This is a genomic window from Proteiniborus sp. DW1 (assembly GCF_900095305.1).
GTDB lineage: Bacteria > Bacillota > Clostridia > Tissierellales > Proteiniboraceae > Proteiniborus.
On record NZ_FMDO01000013.1, the window covers coordinates 157,120 to 173,076 of the forward strand.

Here is a 15,957-nt window from a genome sequence, read left to right on the forward strand (position 1 = left end):
CATGAGTAGCGTAAAATATGAAATTAGAAAAAATACCTACTATGATTCAGTAACACTGATGATTATTTCCAAGGAAATTAAGAAGATAGCTGGAGTACACGAGGCCCTAGTAGGTATGGGTACAGACTTAAACAAGGAACTAGCAGAGAATCTCGGAATTTCACATGACGATATAAGAGCAATTACACCAAATGATTTCTTTGTATCAGTATTAGCAGATGACAATGTTCAAATTGAAGCAATATCAGCAGAAGTAGAAAGACTACTTAGTGCAAAGAAAAGCAATAGTGATTCAGATTATATGCCACCGACACTAGAGTCAGCATTAAAGCATGAGCCAGATTCGAACATAGTAGTTATATCAGTTGCAGGTGAATATGCAGCAGCAGAAGCAAAGAAAGCTTTAAATAATGACCTGCATGTAATGCTGTTTAGTGACAACGTAACTGTAGAGCAAGAAAGAGAGCTTAAGGAACTAGCTTGTCAAAAAGGTCTTTTAATGATGGGACCAGACTGTGGTACAGCTATTATTAATAACGTGCCTTTGGCATTTGCAAATGTAATTAAAAAAGGACATATAGGAATAGTTGGAGCATCAGGGACTGGAACACAGGAAGTATCAGTTATCATAGATAAGCTAGGTGAAGGGGTATCACAAGTAATAGGAACTGGCGGCAGAGACCTAAAATCAGAAATAGGTGGACTTATGATGCTACAAGGTATAGAGGCATTAAAGAATGACCCGCAAACAAAAGTTATAGTACTAGTATCTAAGCCTCCAGCAGAGGAAGTAGCAGAAAAGGTATTAAAAGCTATAGAAAATTCTCCGAAGCCAGTAGTCGTAGACTTTATAGGTGGAGATAGGGACCTTATAGAAAAATATGGTGCATATGCATGTGTATCACTTGAAGATGCTGCTAGAAAAGCAGTAGCACTTTTAAGAGGAGAAGAAGTTAAAGACTTTGAGGGATTTGATCTATCAGATAAAGAAATAGAAAACATAGTAAATAGTGAAGTATCTAAACTAGATAAGAATCAAAAATACCTTAGAGGATTTTATACAGGAGGAACATTAACAGACGAAGCAATGAAGCTTCTTGGAAAAGACTTTGATATATATTCAAATATTCCACTTTCACCTGAATTTAGACTTGAAGATGTTAGAGTAAGCAAAGAGCATACATGTATAGATTTTGGTGATGACGAGTTTACAAGAGGAAAGCCTCACCCAATGATAGATCCAGTATCTAGAGTAGAACGTCTAATGAAGGAAGATGACGAAGAAGTAGCAGTAGTGCTAATGGATTTTGTATTAGGATATGGCTCCCATGAAGATCCAGTAGGAGAAATGCTTCCAGCTATAAAAGCAGCTAAAGATAGAATGGCTGCAAAAGGTAAGTATCTTTGTGTTATAGGTTCAATTTGCGGTACAGAAAATGATCCACAAAGCTTGGAGGAATCACAAAGAAGATTAGAAGAAGCAGGAGTTATAGTGATGCCTTCAAATGCACAAGCTGTAAGATTAACAGGACTTATCCTTAACAAAATTAAGTAGGTTTGGAGGGTATAGAATGTCAAAGATAAATGAACTATTCAATAAAGAAGTAAAAGTAGTCAATATTGGACTGGAATCATTTTACAATGATTTAAAAAAACAAAAAGTTTCAGTTATCCATGTAAATTGGAGACCGGCAGCAGGTGGAAATAAGAAAATGGCATCACTTTTATCTAGATTGAAATAGATTACCTTAACCAATAAATATATGACGAGGAGTGATTTAAAATGATAGCAGAAAAGATTGCACAGGCCAATAAAGAGGCTGTTGAACGTTTGCTAAATGCTCAACCTACTCTTGTTGGAATAGGAACAGCTGGACAAAATATACCAGGAATGACTAAAAAGACTGTATTACATGCAGGACCACCGGTAACATGGGATAAAATGAGTGGACCATTAAGAGGAGCTGTTATAGGAGGACTTATTTATGAAGGACTTGCTACTAATGAAGAAGAAGCTATAAAGTTGGCGGAATCTGGAGAAATAACATTTGATCCATGCCATCATCATGATGCAGTAGGACCAATGGCAGGAGTTGTAACTTACTCAATGCCAGTATGGATAGTACAAAACAAGACATATGGAAACTATGCTTACTGTACACTAAATGAAGGCTTAGGAAAAGTTCTTCGTTTTGGATCATATGGTGAAGAAGTTATTACTAGACTTAAATGGATGGAAAATACATTGGCACCAGTACTTAGAGCTACATTAGAGTTATGTGGAGAAATTGACCTAAAAACTATGATAGCTCAAGTAGTTCAAATGGGTGACGAAGGACATAACAGAAATAAAGCTGGTACATCATTATTAATAAGAGAATTAGCTCCATATATAGTACAGACTAAATTCTCTGAGCAAGATAAAGTAGATGTTCTAAAGTTCATGCATAGCAATGACCACTTCTTCTTAAACCTAACTATGCCAGCAGCTAAATGTTCACTAGAGCCAATGAAAGGTATTAAATACAGTACATTAGTATATACAATGGCTAGAAATGGTACTGAATTTGGTATTAGAGTAGCAGGTTTAGGAGATAGATGGTTTACAGCACCAGCAGAAATTATTAATGGATTATACTTCCCTGGCTATACAGAGAAGGATGCTAACCCAGACATTGGTGACAGTGCTATAACAGAAACATGTGGTATTGGTGGCTTTGCAATGGCAGCAGCTATACCTATAGTACAATTCGTAGGCGGAGTACCACAAGATGCACTTAACTACTCAAAATCAATGTATGAAATTACCGAAGCAGAAAATAACACATATAAAATTCCAGTTCTTGATTTTAGAGGTACTGCTACGGGTATAGATATTCAAAAGGTCATTGAAACAGGCATACGCCCAATAATAAATACAGGTATTGCTCATAAGGATGCTGGAGTTGGTCAAGTAGGAGCAGGATTGGTTCATCCACCAATGAAATGCTTTGAAGATGCACTAGAAGCTTTTGTAGAACAATTAGAAGCTGAAGGCGCATTATAAAGTATATAGCATCAAAATAAAGTAAACTTTAATTAAAACTGAGCTTAAAAATATTTAAAAATGAAAAAATATTAAAAATAAAGGGAGGAATTTTTAATGTTATTACAAAACTGGAACAAAGTTAAAATGTATGATTTAACTCAAAACACAAGCCATTTAACACCACCATGGCCAACATATGAACCACTACAAGTTAAATTCTTCAAGAGATTATCACCAAATGGTGCTAATGGACAATTGATCACTACATCAAATCACGTTGGAACACACTTAGATGGTCCTTTACACTTTGATACAGCTGGTGATGATATAGCTTCATTACCACTTAATAAATTAGTAGGACCTGGAGTTATAGTTGACTTATCAGACATAGCTGAAGACTATGGAATCTACACTCCACAAGATATCATGGACAGAGTGGAAGTTAGAAAAGGTGACATTCTTATAATCAATACTGGATACCACAAATATGGTTGGGATCAACCAGAAGCTGATGAAAAAAGATATATGCTAAGACACCCAGGACCATCAATGGACTTCGTTGATTGGGTAAAAGAAATGGAGATAGCTTGGATAGGTGTTGACTGTGGTTCTGCTGACCATCCAATGAACACTAAGATTCGTGACTGGGAGCCAAGAGAAGCAGAAGCATGTGACAAATATCTAAGAGAAAAATACGGAAAAGGCTTAGACGAAATGTATCCATGGCCAAACGTATACCAAGCAATGCATATAATGGTATTTCCAAAACCACACGAAATAATCCACGCTGAGAACCTTGGTGGAGAAATAGATAAAGTACTTAATAGACGTATGATAATTGGATGCTTCCCATGGAAATTTGAAGGTGGAGAATCAGCATTCTGCCGTATAGTAGCATTTGATGTTGAAGAATAATAGATTAAAATATGTTAAATAACTGCCCGCCTTTGGCGGGTAGCTATTTAATTATATAAATTATCATTTTGAATAATAGTAAGAATCATGTCTTGTCATTCCAAATGAAGTGAGGAGTTTCAAATACCTTAAAAGGGGGCGAACCTAATGAAGCAAGCCTTAGACAACATAAAAGTACTTGACCTTACAAGAGTATTAGCTGGACCTTATGCAACGATGATACTAGGAGACTTAGGAGCAGACATCATTAAAATTGAAATGCCAGTGACAGGAGACGACTCTAGAGCTTTTGGCCCTTATGTAAATAATGAAAGTGCTTATTTTATGAGTCTCAATAGAAATAAAAGAAGTATTACTCTAAATCTTAAATCAGAAGAAGGAAAAGAAGTTTTTATAGAAATGGTTAAGAAAGCGGATGTAGTAGTAGAGAACTTCAGACCTGGAACAATGGAAAAGCTAGGATTGGGATATGATTATCTAGCAAAAGTAAATCCACAACTAATCTATGCAGCTTCCTCTGGTTATGGTCATACAGGTCCATACAGTAAAAGAGCTGCCTATGATGCAGTAGTACAAGCAATGGGCGGAGTAATGAGCATCACAGGCCAAAAAGATGGAAAGCCTACAAGAGTGGGTTCTTCCATAGCAGATATAAACGCAGGATTATTCACAGCTATAGGTATTTTAGCAGCATTAAACAATAGACATGTAACAGGAAAAGGACAAAAAGTAGATGTGGCTATGCTAGATACTCAAGTAGCTATACTAGAAAATGCTATAGCACGATATGTAGTTACTGGTGAAGTACCAAAACCAGGTGGAAACAGACATCCTTCCATAGTACCTTTTGAGCCATTTGAAACATTAGATGGAGAAGTAGTAGTAGCTGCAGGAAATGATGTGTTATGGGCTAAGTTCTGCCAAGTAATAGGTACAGAGGAATTAATAAATGATGAAAGATTTAAAACTAATCCACTAAGAAACGAAAATTATGAGGAACTAAGACTGCTTATAGCAGAGCCAATGAAAAAGAAAACAACAAAAGAATGGCTTGAACTATTAGAAAATGCTGGGGTTCCAAATGGACCTATTAATACAGTAGATAAAGTAATACAAGACCCACAGGTGTTAGCAAGAGAAATGATAGTGGAAATAGAGCATCCAGTGGCAGGTAAGCTAAAAATGCCTGGAGTACCTATAAAACTAAGTGATACGCCTGGAAGTGTCAGAACTCCAGCACCAATTTTAGGCCAACATACAGAAGAAATTTTAAAAGAAGTATTAGGGTATGATGACGAAAAAATACAAAGCTTAAGAAATAGCAACGCTCTTTAATATATAAGGCTCCTCCAATGGAGGAGCCTTATATTTAAGTTGGTTTATAAGAAAAGTTCATAGTCATAAGGACTATGAAGTGAAACTTTCCTATTCATTATAAAAAATATGGTATTATATTCTAATATATTGTATAATTTTCTATGAAATTACTTTGTTACTTATCTCATATTACCTAGGAGGGATACTATGGAAAAAGTGGTGGTAGCATTAGGAGGAAATGCTTTACAAGCAACAGGAAGTGAAGCTACAGCAGAAGCTCAGCTTGAAGTAGTTAAACAAACAACAGTGTACTTAGCAGACATTATAGAAGAAGGATATAACCTAATAATAGCCCATGGTAATGGACCACAAGTAGGTCGTATAGTTATTCAAAACGAAGTGGCAGATAGCGTGACACCTGCTATGCCATTTGACGTATGTGGAGCAATGAGCCAAGGAATGATAGGCTATCATTTACAACAAGCTTTAGGGGATGAACTTAGAAGCAGAGGAATAGACAAGCCTGTAGCTACTATAGTTACACAGGTAGTAGTAGATAAAGACGATAAAGCATTCCAAAATCCAACTAAACCAATAGGACCATTCTATACAAAAGAAGAAGCTGACAAAATATCAGCAGAAAAAGGGTATATAATGGTAGAAGACTCTGGAAGAGGATATAGAAGAGTAGTAGCTTCACCAAAGCCAGTTAGAATAGTAGAGATAGAGACAGTGAAAACTCTAGTTAATAACAACAATGTAGTCATAACAGTAGGTGGCGGCGGAATTCCAGTAGTAGAAGAAAACGGAAGGTTAGCTGGTGCAGCTGCAGTTATAGACAAAGACCTAGCATCACAAAGACTAGCAGAGGACACAGATGCAGATATACTAGTAATACTTACAGCAGTACCAAGAGTAGCTATCAACTTTGGAAAACCAGACCAAAAAGAATTAGATAGAGTAACAACAGAACAAATGAGAAAATATGCAGCAGAAGGCCACTTTGCACCAGGCAGCATGCTGCCAAAGGTATTGGCAGCTATAGAGTTTGCCGAATCAAGACCAGGTAGAAAGGCAGTCATAGCTTCACTTGATAAGGCTAAAGAAGCTCTAAAAGGTGAGAGTGGAACTATAGTAGAGGCTTAGGAAAGAAGTGATTCAAAAAAATTATATGTCATTCCGAGCGTTAGCGAGGAATCTAGGCTGGTCATAATGACCAGCTTTTATGATGTATTCAAACTTTTTCCCTCATTTAATGCTGTTATAAACAACTAGGACTTATGTTATTGCAAAGTATTTTACTATGAAGATTTTTCAGATCAAAGAAATTAGGTATTTAATTGATATAAGTTTATATAAAAATCGACAAATAGTAACAAAAAAGAGGGTTTATATTCATAAAATAGAATATTAATATATATTGACATACAGGAGTTAGTCTAGAATTGCTTACATATTTATTGGAGGGGAAAAGATGATTGTAGGGATTGACTTAGGCACGACAAATTCTGCTATAGCATATATTAATGCTTATGGAAAACCGGAGATTATCCATAACAGAGAGGGTGGAAGAACAACCCCATCAGTAATTCTATTTGAGGGAAATGAAACTGTGATTATTGGGGAGGAAGCTAAAAACAACTCTGTGTTAGACCCGTTTAACACAATAGACTTTATAAAATCAGAAATGGGAAATCCTCAATATAAGTTTATCAGTGGGGATATAGCCTTTTCTCCAGAAGAGCTATCTAGTTTAATATTGAAGAAGCTCATAGAAGATGCCGAAGAAGTTTTAAATACAAAAATAGAGAAAGCCGTAGTAACTGTTCCGGCTTATTTTAATGATGCTCAGAGAAAGGCCACCCAAGATTCAGGTAAATTAATCGGTATAGATATAGTTAAAATTATTAATGAGCCTACAGCTGCAGCTTTGGCTTATGGGTTACTACATAATTCTGATCCACAGAACATTCTAGTATATGATTTAGGTGGAGGTACTTTTGATGCAACCATCGTAAAGGTCAATGGGAAAGAAGTTATAGTACAAGCTACAGATGGGATTAGGGACTTAGGTGGACGGGATTTCGATGATAAAATTATTGAATATGCAATAAAAGTATTCAATGAAAAGCATGGAATAGATTTAATGGATATAGATTACGTAAAAGAGCTACAAGAGTTGAGAAGACGTGGCGAAAATCTAAAGAAGGCTTTAAGCACTAGAGTAGAATCTCAGCTTTATATTAGCTGTAAAGGAATAAGAGAAGCTATTACTATCACTAGAGATCAGTTCAATGAAATGATAAAACCTCTATATAATAGAACAGAAATAATTGTACAGGATGTACTTCATCAAGCAAACCTGAGCCCAAAAGATATTGATAAAATACTATTAGTTGGTGGTTCAACAAGAATACCTTTGATTTCAGAAGGATTAAAAGAAGCCTTTGGAATTACACCCTCAAAAGAGGTAAACCCAGATGAGGTAGTTGCCTTGGGGGCAGCAATACAGGGTAGTATACTTGAAGATGGTATTAAGGAGATAAAAGATAGCAAACTAATTATTAAAGATGTCTCCTCACATAGCATTGGAGTAATATCTATTGACAGTAAAAGTGGTGATAAAATAAATAGTATTATTTTAAATAGAAATAGCCCTCTTCCAGCCAAGAGCAGAAGAAGTTTTTATACAATAGAAGATAATCAAGAAGCCATAAAACTTCAGATTACTGAAGGAGAATTGGAAGAAATCGACTACATTACTATTATTGGAGAATTCGAAATAAAGTTACCTGCAAAGTTAAAGAGGGATACACAAGTAGATATAGAAATGATTTTAGATGAAAACCAAATTATTCATGTATTTACTAGTATACCTCAAATAAGTGGCTTTTTTGAAGAAGTTCATATAGAAAGAGAATCAAACTTAAAGTCAGAGGAACTAGAAAAGAAAAAAGATATAGTTTCAAAAATTGAAATTGATTAAATGTAGGAGAGTATTTATGGAGAAGATATTTCAAATTAGGGAATATATTCAGAAAGAAGAGTGGATAAATGCCAAGACTTTTATAGAAGAAAATGATTTGATATTATCTAAAGATAGAGAAATTTTAGAAATGGCAGGACTTATCTATTTTAAACTATATCATTTTAATACTGCAGAAACTATGTTTAATGAATTAGTAAAGACAAATCCAAATGATATAAGTTACTATATTAAATTAGCAGAAATTTATATAGCAAAGAAATTTTATACTAAGGCTATTGAGAGTATAAAAAAATCACTAGAAATAGATAAAAACAATTTGCATGCTAACAAGCTATTATATGATGTTCAGCAAAAAACAAATGCTTCTTTTCAGACCTTAAAAAGTCAATTAGAGAAGATAATCAAAATTGAAGCCTCAGAAGAAGTATATTTCGAACTTTGTAATTTATTATATAAGAATGAAAAATACGAAGAATGTGTAAAAGTATGTGGAGAAATCTTGAGAAGATATAGACGTGGCGAAATCGTTCAGAAAACTAGAGAAATATACAACAATGCTAAAAAGCGTGCAGAAGCCATAAAAGTAAAAGAAGAAAAACAAAAAATAATAACAGAAAAGATAAACAATCTAGAAAAGCAAGAAATTAAACTACCGGAAGAACTGAAACCTCTAGAAAAGTTTACAGGTATGGAGGATATTAAGAAGCAGGTTCTTCAAATTTACAATATGATTAAATTTGAAGAAAAAAGGAAACAACAGCTCGGTGTTAAAAATACTTTGAATCAAGGTAATCATTTTATAATTACAGGTAATCCGGGAACAGGGAAAACAACTGTAGCTAAAGCTTTGGCTGAAATATTTGCTAATATAGGATTAATTAAAGAAAATAAACTAATAGAAGCAGATAGAAAAACCTTAGTAGGTCAGCATATAGGGGCAACTGAAAAGAATACACAGGCCAAAATAGAAGAAGCATTGGGAGGAGTTCTATTCATAGACGAAGCTTATACACTATATAGAGCTGATAGCCCTAGGGATTTTGGTAAAGAAGCAATAGAAGTACTATTAAGCGAAATGGAGAATAGGCGAGGAGAATTTGTGGTAATAGTGGCAGGCTATAAAAAAGAGATGGATATCTTTTTTGAAAGCAACCCAGGACTTAAGGGACGATTTAATTATAATATTCATATTCCTGATTACACAGATGAAGAACTAGTAAAAATTGCAGAGAAATTTGCCTATGAAAAATACTACTTAATATCAGATGGTGGGAAAAAAGCTCTATTAGAGAAAATCAATCAAGAAAGATCAGAAGAGAATTTCAGTAATGCTAGATTAGTCAGAAGATTAGTAGAGGAAGCAATTCAAAACTTTGCAAGTCGCATGATTAATAATAGTATAGATGCTCTTAACAAAGAAGAGCTCATTATGTTGGATACTGTTGATTTTAATATTGAAAGAAGCAAATCACCAGAGGAAGAAATCGAAAGTGCTCTTAAAGAACTAAATGATTTAATTGGGTTAAAAGAAGTAAAAGAACAGGTAGAGAGTGTTATTAATAGAATGAAGGTTCATCAGCAAAGAAAAGAAGCGGGGCTAAAATGTATCGAGCCATCACTGCATATGATGTTCATAGGTAATCCAGGAACAGGAAAAACAACTGTTGCAAAAATTATAGGCAGGATTTACAAGGCATTAGGAGTACTTAGAAGAGGAGATCGTTTTGAAGAGTGCACTAGAACAGATTTTGTGGGCAATCATGTAGGAGAGACAGCCATAAAAACCCAAAAGCTTATTAAGAGTGCCTTGGGAGGGATTCTATTTATTGATGAAGCATATTCTCTTTATCAAGGCGACAAAGATAATTTCGGTAAAGAAGCTATTGATGTGCTTATTAAAGAGATGGAAGACCACAGGGACAATCTAATGGTTATAATGGCTGGATACGAGAAGGAAATGGAAATGCTGTTAAGCTCAAATACTGGGTTTAAAAGTAGAATTAATACAACCATTAATTTTTATGATTACTCCAATGAGGAGCTAATAGAAATATTCAAAAAAATGTGTATAAGTTCCGATATGACCATAGATAAAAAAGGGTTAGAGGCCTTAGAAGAGTATATTGACAACTTGCCTAATCGCAGGAAGGAAGGCTTTGGAAACGGAAGAGAAGTAAGAAATATATTTGAAAAAGTTGTACAAGCACAAAACAATAGAATTGCAAAAGAATTATCAGAAAACAAAGTACTATCAAAAGAAGATTTAATGAAAATAGAAATAGAAGACATCTTATCTATCTAATAACTACTTCATACCCTTATAATTAGTATATATAAGAGTCTATAGGAGGATAGCATGAAAAATTACTATGAATTATTAGACATAGATTTCGAGAGCTCGAGAGAGGAAATAGAGAAAAAGCTGCTGAAACTACATAAAAAAGCAAGATATCAAAACTCTTTTGCACCTAATGATGAGAAAAGGTTTGAAGCTAAAAAGGAGCTAGAAATCATAGAAGAGGCTAGAGAAATATTATTAGATGATTCTAAAAGGAATGAATATAATAAAAGATTAAAAGAAATTAATGTAGCCTCTACTCCTAAGTTGGATTCAAAAGATGAAATTAGTTTGTACATGAAAACTGAAAAAACAAGTATGGCCCCGGATAAGGAAACAGGGATAAAGCAAACTAGAGATAAGGAATTGAAGCATGAAGCCAAAGAGAATCCTACTATAGAAAAAAAAGATGATTGTCAAGCTGAAAATATAGAAAAGGTCACTATAGAAAAATTTGAACCTCGTAAATTAACTCCTAGCCGTGTACCAATAAAAGCAGATGAAAAAGATTTAGGAGAATTCCTTAAGAAAATTAAAGAAGAAAGTAGAGAAAAAGAAAGAATAGAAGAAGCTAAAAAGGCTGAAGCTAAGAAGGCTCAAGAAGCGAAAAAGGACAACCAACTTTCTGCCATGGAAGAGTATGAACTTAAACTCAAAAATCGTAGGGAAGCACAGAATAGAAAGTTTAATAAGTGGGTTATGAGTAGAGTTATCACTTTACTTTTAATAGTCGCAGGAATATTTGCTTATTTAACAGGTGGATCCTTTAATACTATAGATATTAGAGATTTGGATGGTAGTACAAAACTAATGGATGCTGTAAGTTCAGGAAGTGTTGCTAGAGTCAAATATACTTTAGAAGAAAAAAAGGCTAATCCTAATCGAAAGAACAGAAGAGGAAGGTCGCCATTACATGAAGCTGTATTTGAGAAAAATGAGGAAATAATCACTACTTTAATTGAAGCAGGTGCTAATCCCAATATAAAAAACGATAATGGTGATACTCCCCTACATTTAACTGTTACTGGGGATATAGTTGCTTTGCTAGTAGAAGCAGGTGCAGATGTTAATTCAGTTAATAGCGATGGTTATACACCATTTATGAAAAGGGTAGATGGTTATCAAGAATATCATGATAAACAGGAAAAGGATCCAATCATGATTATGCTGGATGCAGGCGCAGATTTAAACAAGAAATATTCTGACGGTACTACTCCTCTACATAACATGGTCATGAAGAGTAATGAATATGCAATAGAATTTATAGAAAGAGGAGCAGACATTCACGCCAAGAATAATGAAGGACTAACTCCATTACATTATGCTGCAAAATACGGGAATATACCCATGGTTAAATACCTTCTGGAGAAGGGAGCAGATATTGAAGCGGTAGATAATGATGGAAAAACTGCCTTAGCATACAGTTTGTATAATATTGACATGGTAAAGCTTTTATTAAGTGAAGAAGCTGATGTTAATCATTTGGACAACCAAGGAAGAAGCATATTGTTTTATGAAGGAGTAAACCTAGAGCTCCTTGAAGTATTACAGGAAGCAGGTATCGATTTTCATCTTGTAGATAAAGAAGGAAAAACAGCTTTATTTAATAATTATTATGATATAGATGAAGTGAAATATTTAGTTGAAAAAGTAGGGCTAGATGTAAGTCAAGCTGATAGTAAATCAACTACACCTTTACATGTAATAAAGAGTTACAGGGGAAAAATAGCTGAATATCTAGTAAGCAAAGGTGCCGATGTTAATGCCATTGACCATGAGGGAAGAAGTCCATTATTTTACGATACACCAAAGAAAGCATTATTAGAACTAGGTGCAGACATAAATATAGTAGATAGTTATGGTCGAACTGCTTTATTCTATGCAAAGAGAGATGAAGATGTAGAAATCTTGGTAACAGCTGGTTTTGATGTTAACGCAGAAGATCATAAGGGATTGAGACCTTTACATTATGTTTTAACTCAAACAGAAAAATGGATTGATTACAACCTTGTAAAAGCACTGCTGGATCTGGGAGCTAATGTGAATGCAGAAGATTTTGACGGGAATACTCCACTAGAAACACTTAAGAAGCACAACCCACGTCAAGATAAGACCCAAAAAGCATTTGGAGTAATACCTAATGGTGATGTAATAAGATTGCTAGAAAGCAGGTCTGGTAAGAGAAGGTAATATTAAAATCATTCGGTGCCATTAATTTTAAATCTTGCTATTACATCTGGATTATATTAATAGCAACTAATAACTAAAGATATAGAGGGATAGATTTGAAAAAGAAAAATTATGTAAATAAAAAGATATTTTCAACTTTTAAGCATATATGTTTACTATTGTCTATATTGGCTGTTTTGATTTTATGGGGTTGTGGATATCAGAAGGAATCCAAGACCTCTGATATTTCACCTCACGAGACAAGTATTGAAGCAAATAATGAAGTAATTAACGATATAAATAATAATGATGTAACTGATATAGAAGAAGACTTAAATTCATATAACTTTGTTTTATCATTTGCAGGTGATATTAATTTTGATGAGAATTGGAGTACTATGGAGTATTATAACACAGTTGAAAATGGCATCTATGACTGCTTTTCTCCTGAGTTAATACAGATGATGCGAGACGCAGATATTATGTGTCTCAACAATGAGTTTACATATAGCACAAATGGAACTCCACTAGAAGGAAAATACTATACATTTAGGGCTCATCCATCTAGGGTCAATATTTTAAAGGAGCTGGGGGTAGATATCGTAAGTCTTGCCAACAATCATGTATATGATTATGGTGTACAATCATTGATAGACACTATGGCAACATTAAAACAAGCTGATATACTTTATTATGGCGCTGGTCATAACCTAGATGAAGCCATGTCACCTGTTTATTTTGAAATACAAGGTAAGACTATCGCATATGTAGCAGCTTCAAGAGCCGAAAAATACAAGATGACTCCTCAAGCCACAGAAGATTCTCCTGGAATTTTACGATGCTATGATACAGAGTTGTTTATTCAGACTATAAAAGAAGCAAAGGAAAATGCAGACTATGTTATTGCATATGTTCATTGGGGTACAGAAAATACCTATGAATTAGAAGAAGTACAGCTTACTACAGGTAAAGAATACCTAGATGCAGGTGCAGATATAGTAATAGGCGCACATCCCCATTGTCTTCAGGGAATAGAGTATTATAATGGAAAGCCTATTGTATATAGCCTTGGCAACTTCTGGTTTAATGATAGAACTATAGATACTATGCTATTAAATATACATTTCTACGGTGATGATACAGAAGAGTTTATAGAACTAGAAATTGTCCCTGCCATACAAGAAAATCATGTAACTAGAATTGTAACAGAGCAATCAGAAAAGGAACGTATTTTTTCATTTTTAGAGGACATATCTATTAATGTGGAGATTGATGAAGAGGGGATTATTTCGGAAGTGAGTAATTAGATATAGGAAAACTCTAGCTAGGGCTGGTCGTTGTACCAGCTTTTTACTATTTTGAACACTATTTATCAATCTAGGCACAATCTTGTCATTCCGAGCGCAAGCGAGGAATCTCAGCTTATAAAATATAAAAATTCTAGCTAGTCCATGGTGAGAGCTATGTTTTTGTGTATTTTAGAGGGAATTCGATATCTAAAAAAACTAAATTTAAAGGAAATTAATAAAAAATGTGGAATAGGATAGGTGAGAAACGCATTAGTTGACAAAGTAATCAGGGTAAGTATGTTGGTGAAAAATTGCATGATTTTAAAAAGAGTTAGAGAGGTGGAGATAATGTCAAGAATATCTAACGCACTTAACATGTATTTTTTACTTCAAGTAAGGAGTTTAATGAAAGTTAATGAAATAGCAAATGAACTTGAGGTTAGTCCAAGAATGATAAAAGAGTACAAAAAAGACTTAGAAATGGCGGGTATTTATATAGGTTCGAAATTAGGGAGATATGGGGGATATTACCTAGAAAATAAGAGATATTTGGATGGACTATCTTTTACTAAAGATGAGTTAAGTGCTTTAAAGATGGCTAAAGAAGCCATTAAAAGTGGTAAATACCACTATAGCTCAAAGTTCGAAATATTAGTGAGCAAAATATTAAATTATGAAAAATATTTAGATGATAATGTATCTTATTATAACAAATTAGTGAAAGAATCTGATGAGACAATTGAAAAAGAAAAAAGAGTATGGATAGATATAAACTTAGCCATTAATAGAAGCAATAAGATTAAGATGGAATATAAGTCTATAAAGGAATATGGATTAGAAGTAAAGGAAAGAGTAGTACATCCATATGGAATATTTGATTATAAAGGTGCTACATATTTTTATGGATATTGTGAAAATGCTGAAGACGTGCGTTTTTTCAAATTATCTAGAATACAACAATACCATGTACTAAAAGAAAAATTTGAAATAAAATATAGTTTTGAATTAGATGAAATTATGGAAAAATCATTTGGAATATTTAATGATGAAATTATTGACCTTAAATTGAAGATATTCTATCCAATGAGTGAAATAGTAAAAGAAAAACAAATATCTAAAAATCAAAAAATTACCGAAATAGACAGTAAAACTATATTGTTTGAAGCAAAAATGAATGGATATCCGGAAATAAAAGCTTGGATAATGAGCATGGGAAGTAATGTTGAGGTTATTAAGCCCGATAAATTAAAAGAAGATATTCTAAAAGAAACTACTAAAATAAATGACTTGTATAACTACAAAAATTTTGAATAAACAAAACAAAACAAAACAAAACAAAACAAAACAAAACAAAACAAAACAAAACAAAACACTATATTTTTCTAAGGGCATTATGAAAATGTTGCTAAAAATAACTAGTTGAATATTCTATTAAGAAGAAATAAAAAATAACAAACTATTTTATAATGAGTACATTTTACTTCACCATTGAATGATATTATTATTGTAACAATATTATTCAATGGTAAAGTAGATAGTTTCTAATATAGTTCAATTAAAAAGATTAACTAAGTAAAATAATAAATTTACATTCCACATATTGATTCTATTAAATATACATTCATAGTATAACATATTTATTAAAAATATTAAATTGAAAAATATTTCTTGTATTGACAAAAAGAAAGTCATGTTGTATTATTTAACCAAGTACTATTACTAATTAAAATAATAATGGAAAAAACATAGCTATATATTATTTTATTGGTAATCTTAATAATAAGCAAGGTATATATTTCTACCCAAAACAATCTATGAGGGAGAGGGGTTCTTAAAATTAAATTGTCATCCTAAACAAAACTGCAATTTTAAATTTATAAGATTGCAACCTTGATAAAAATAAACACTTAAG

Annotated in this window: 11 protein-coding genes; all 11 read left to right on the forward strand. The window is 33.3% G+C overall.

The genetic code is table 11. The features are described from left to right. Position 1 precedes the first annotated feature (1 nt). Complete coding sequence (gene fdrA / locus DW1_RS03730) at positions 2 to 1,555, forward strand: acyl-CoA synthetase FdrA (protein ID WP_074349288.1); 1,554 nt, start codon at positions 2 to 4, stop codon at positions 1,553 to 1,555. 16 nt (positions 1,556 to 1,571) lie between these two features. Continuing rightward, positions 1,572 to 1,742 carry a fdrA domain protein gene (locus DW1_RS03735; RefSeq protein WP_074349289.1) on the forward strand — a complete coding sequence of 57 codons (171 nt, stop codon included), beginning with the start codon at positions 1,572 to 1,574 and terminating at the stop codon, positions 1,740 to 1,742. Between the two features lie 41 nt (positions 1,743 to 1,783). Continuing rightward, entirely contained in the window at positions 1,784 to 3,046 is a 1,263-nt protein-coding gene (locus DW1_RS03740) for a YlbE family protein (protein ID WP_074349290.1), read from the forward strand. 96 nt (positions 3,047 to 3,142) lie between these two features. Further along, a complete protein-coding gene (locus DW1_RS03745; protein ID WP_074349291.1) occupies positions 3,143 to 3,943 on the forward strand; it encodes a cyclase family protein in 801 nt (266 codons plus the stop codon). Positions 3,944 to 4,090: 147 nt separating this feature from the next. After that, on the forward strand, positions 4,091 to 5,278 hold the full coding sequence (locus DW1_RS03750; protein ID WP_074349292.1) for a CaiB/BaiF CoA transferase family protein: 1,188 nt from the start codon (positions 4,091 to 4,093) through the stop codon (positions 5,276 to 5,278). Positions 5,279 to 5,467: 189 nt separating this feature from the next. Next, on the forward strand, positions 5,468 to 6,406 hold the full coding sequence (gene arcC, locus DW1_RS03755; protein ID WP_074349293.1) for a carbamate kinase: 939 nt from the start codon (positions 5,468 to 5,470) through the stop codon (positions 6,404 to 6,406). 328 nt (positions 6,407 to 6,734) lie between these two features. Beyond that, complete coding sequence (locus DW1_RS03760) at positions 6,735 to 8,246, forward strand: Hsp70 family protein (RefSeq protein ID WP_074349294.1); 1,512 nt, start codon at positions 6,735 to 6,737, stop codon at positions 8,244 to 8,246. Positions 8,247 to 8,262: 16 nt separating this feature from the next. Beyond that, complete coding sequence (locus tag DW1_RS03765) at positions 8,263 to 10,551, forward strand: AAA family ATPase (RefSeq protein WP_074349295.1); 2,289 nt, start codon at positions 8,263 to 8,265, stop codon at positions 10,549 to 10,551. 54 nt (positions 10,552 to 10,605) lie between these two features. After that, positions 10,606 to 12,777 (forward strand): ankyrin repeat domain-containing protein, encoded by a 2,172-nt coding sequence (locus DW1_RS03770; RefSeq protein ID WP_074349296.1) that lies wholly within the window; start codon positions 10,606 to 10,608, stop codon positions 12,775 to 12,777. Positions 12,778 to 12,872: 95 nt separating this feature from the next. Beyond that, complete coding sequence (locus tag DW1_RS03775; protein ID WP_074349297.1) at positions 12,873 to 14,063, forward strand: CapA family protein; 1,191 nt, start codon at positions 12,873 to 12,875, stop codon at positions 14,061 to 14,063. 297 nt (positions 14,064 to 14,360) lie between these two features. Continuing rightward, the gene (locus DW1_RS03780; protein ID WP_242942430.1) at positions 14,361 to 15,359 is read left to right on the forward strand and encodes a helix-turn-helix transcriptional regulator; all 999 of its coding nucleotides are present in this window, start codon (positions 14,361 to 14,363) and stop codon (positions 15,357 to 15,359) included. The last annotated feature ends 598 nt before the right edge of the window (positions 15,360 to 15,957 follow it).

Excerpts from the sequence above, each read along its gene's own strand:
- fdrA (WP_074349288.1), top strand. The coding sequence starts at position 2 with ATGAGTAGCGTAAAATATGAAATTAGAAAAAATACCTACTATGATTCA.
- DW1_RS03735 (WP_074349289.1), top strand. The coding sequence starts at position 1,572 with ATGTCAAAGATAAATGAACTATTCAATAAAGAAGTAAAAGTAGTCAAT.
- DW1_RS03740 (WP_074349290.1), top strand. The coding sequence starts at position 1,784 with ATGATAGCAGAAAAGATTGCACAGGCCAATAAAGAGGCTGTTGAACGT.
- DW1_RS03745 (WP_074349291.1), top strand. The coding sequence starts at position 3,143 with ATGTTATTACAAAACTGGAACAAAGTTAAAATGTATGATTTAACTCAA.
- DW1_RS03750 (WP_074349292.1), top strand. The coding sequence starts at position 4,091 with ATGAAGCAAGCCTTAGACAACATAAAAGTACTTGACCTTACAAGAGTA.
- arcC (WP_074349293.1), top strand. The coding sequence starts at position 5,468 with ATGGAAAAAGTGGTGGTAGCATTAGGAGGAAATGCTTTACAAGCAACA.
- DW1_RS03760 (WP_074349294.1), top strand. The coding sequence starts at position 6,735 with ATGATTGTAGGGATTGACTTAGGCACGACAAATTCTGCTATAGCATAT.
- DW1_RS03765 (WP_074349295.1), top strand. The coding sequence starts at position 8,263 with ATGGAGAAGATATTTCAAATTAGGGAATATATTCAGAAAGAAGAGTGG.
- DW1_RS03770 (WP_074349296.1), top strand. The coding sequence starts at position 10,606 with ATGAAAAATTACTATGAATTATTAGACATAGATTTCGAGAGCTCGAGA.
- DW1_RS03780 (WP_242942430.1), top strand. The coding sequence starts at position 14,361 with ATGATTTTAAAAAGAGTTAGAGAGGTGGAGATAATGTCAAGAATATCT.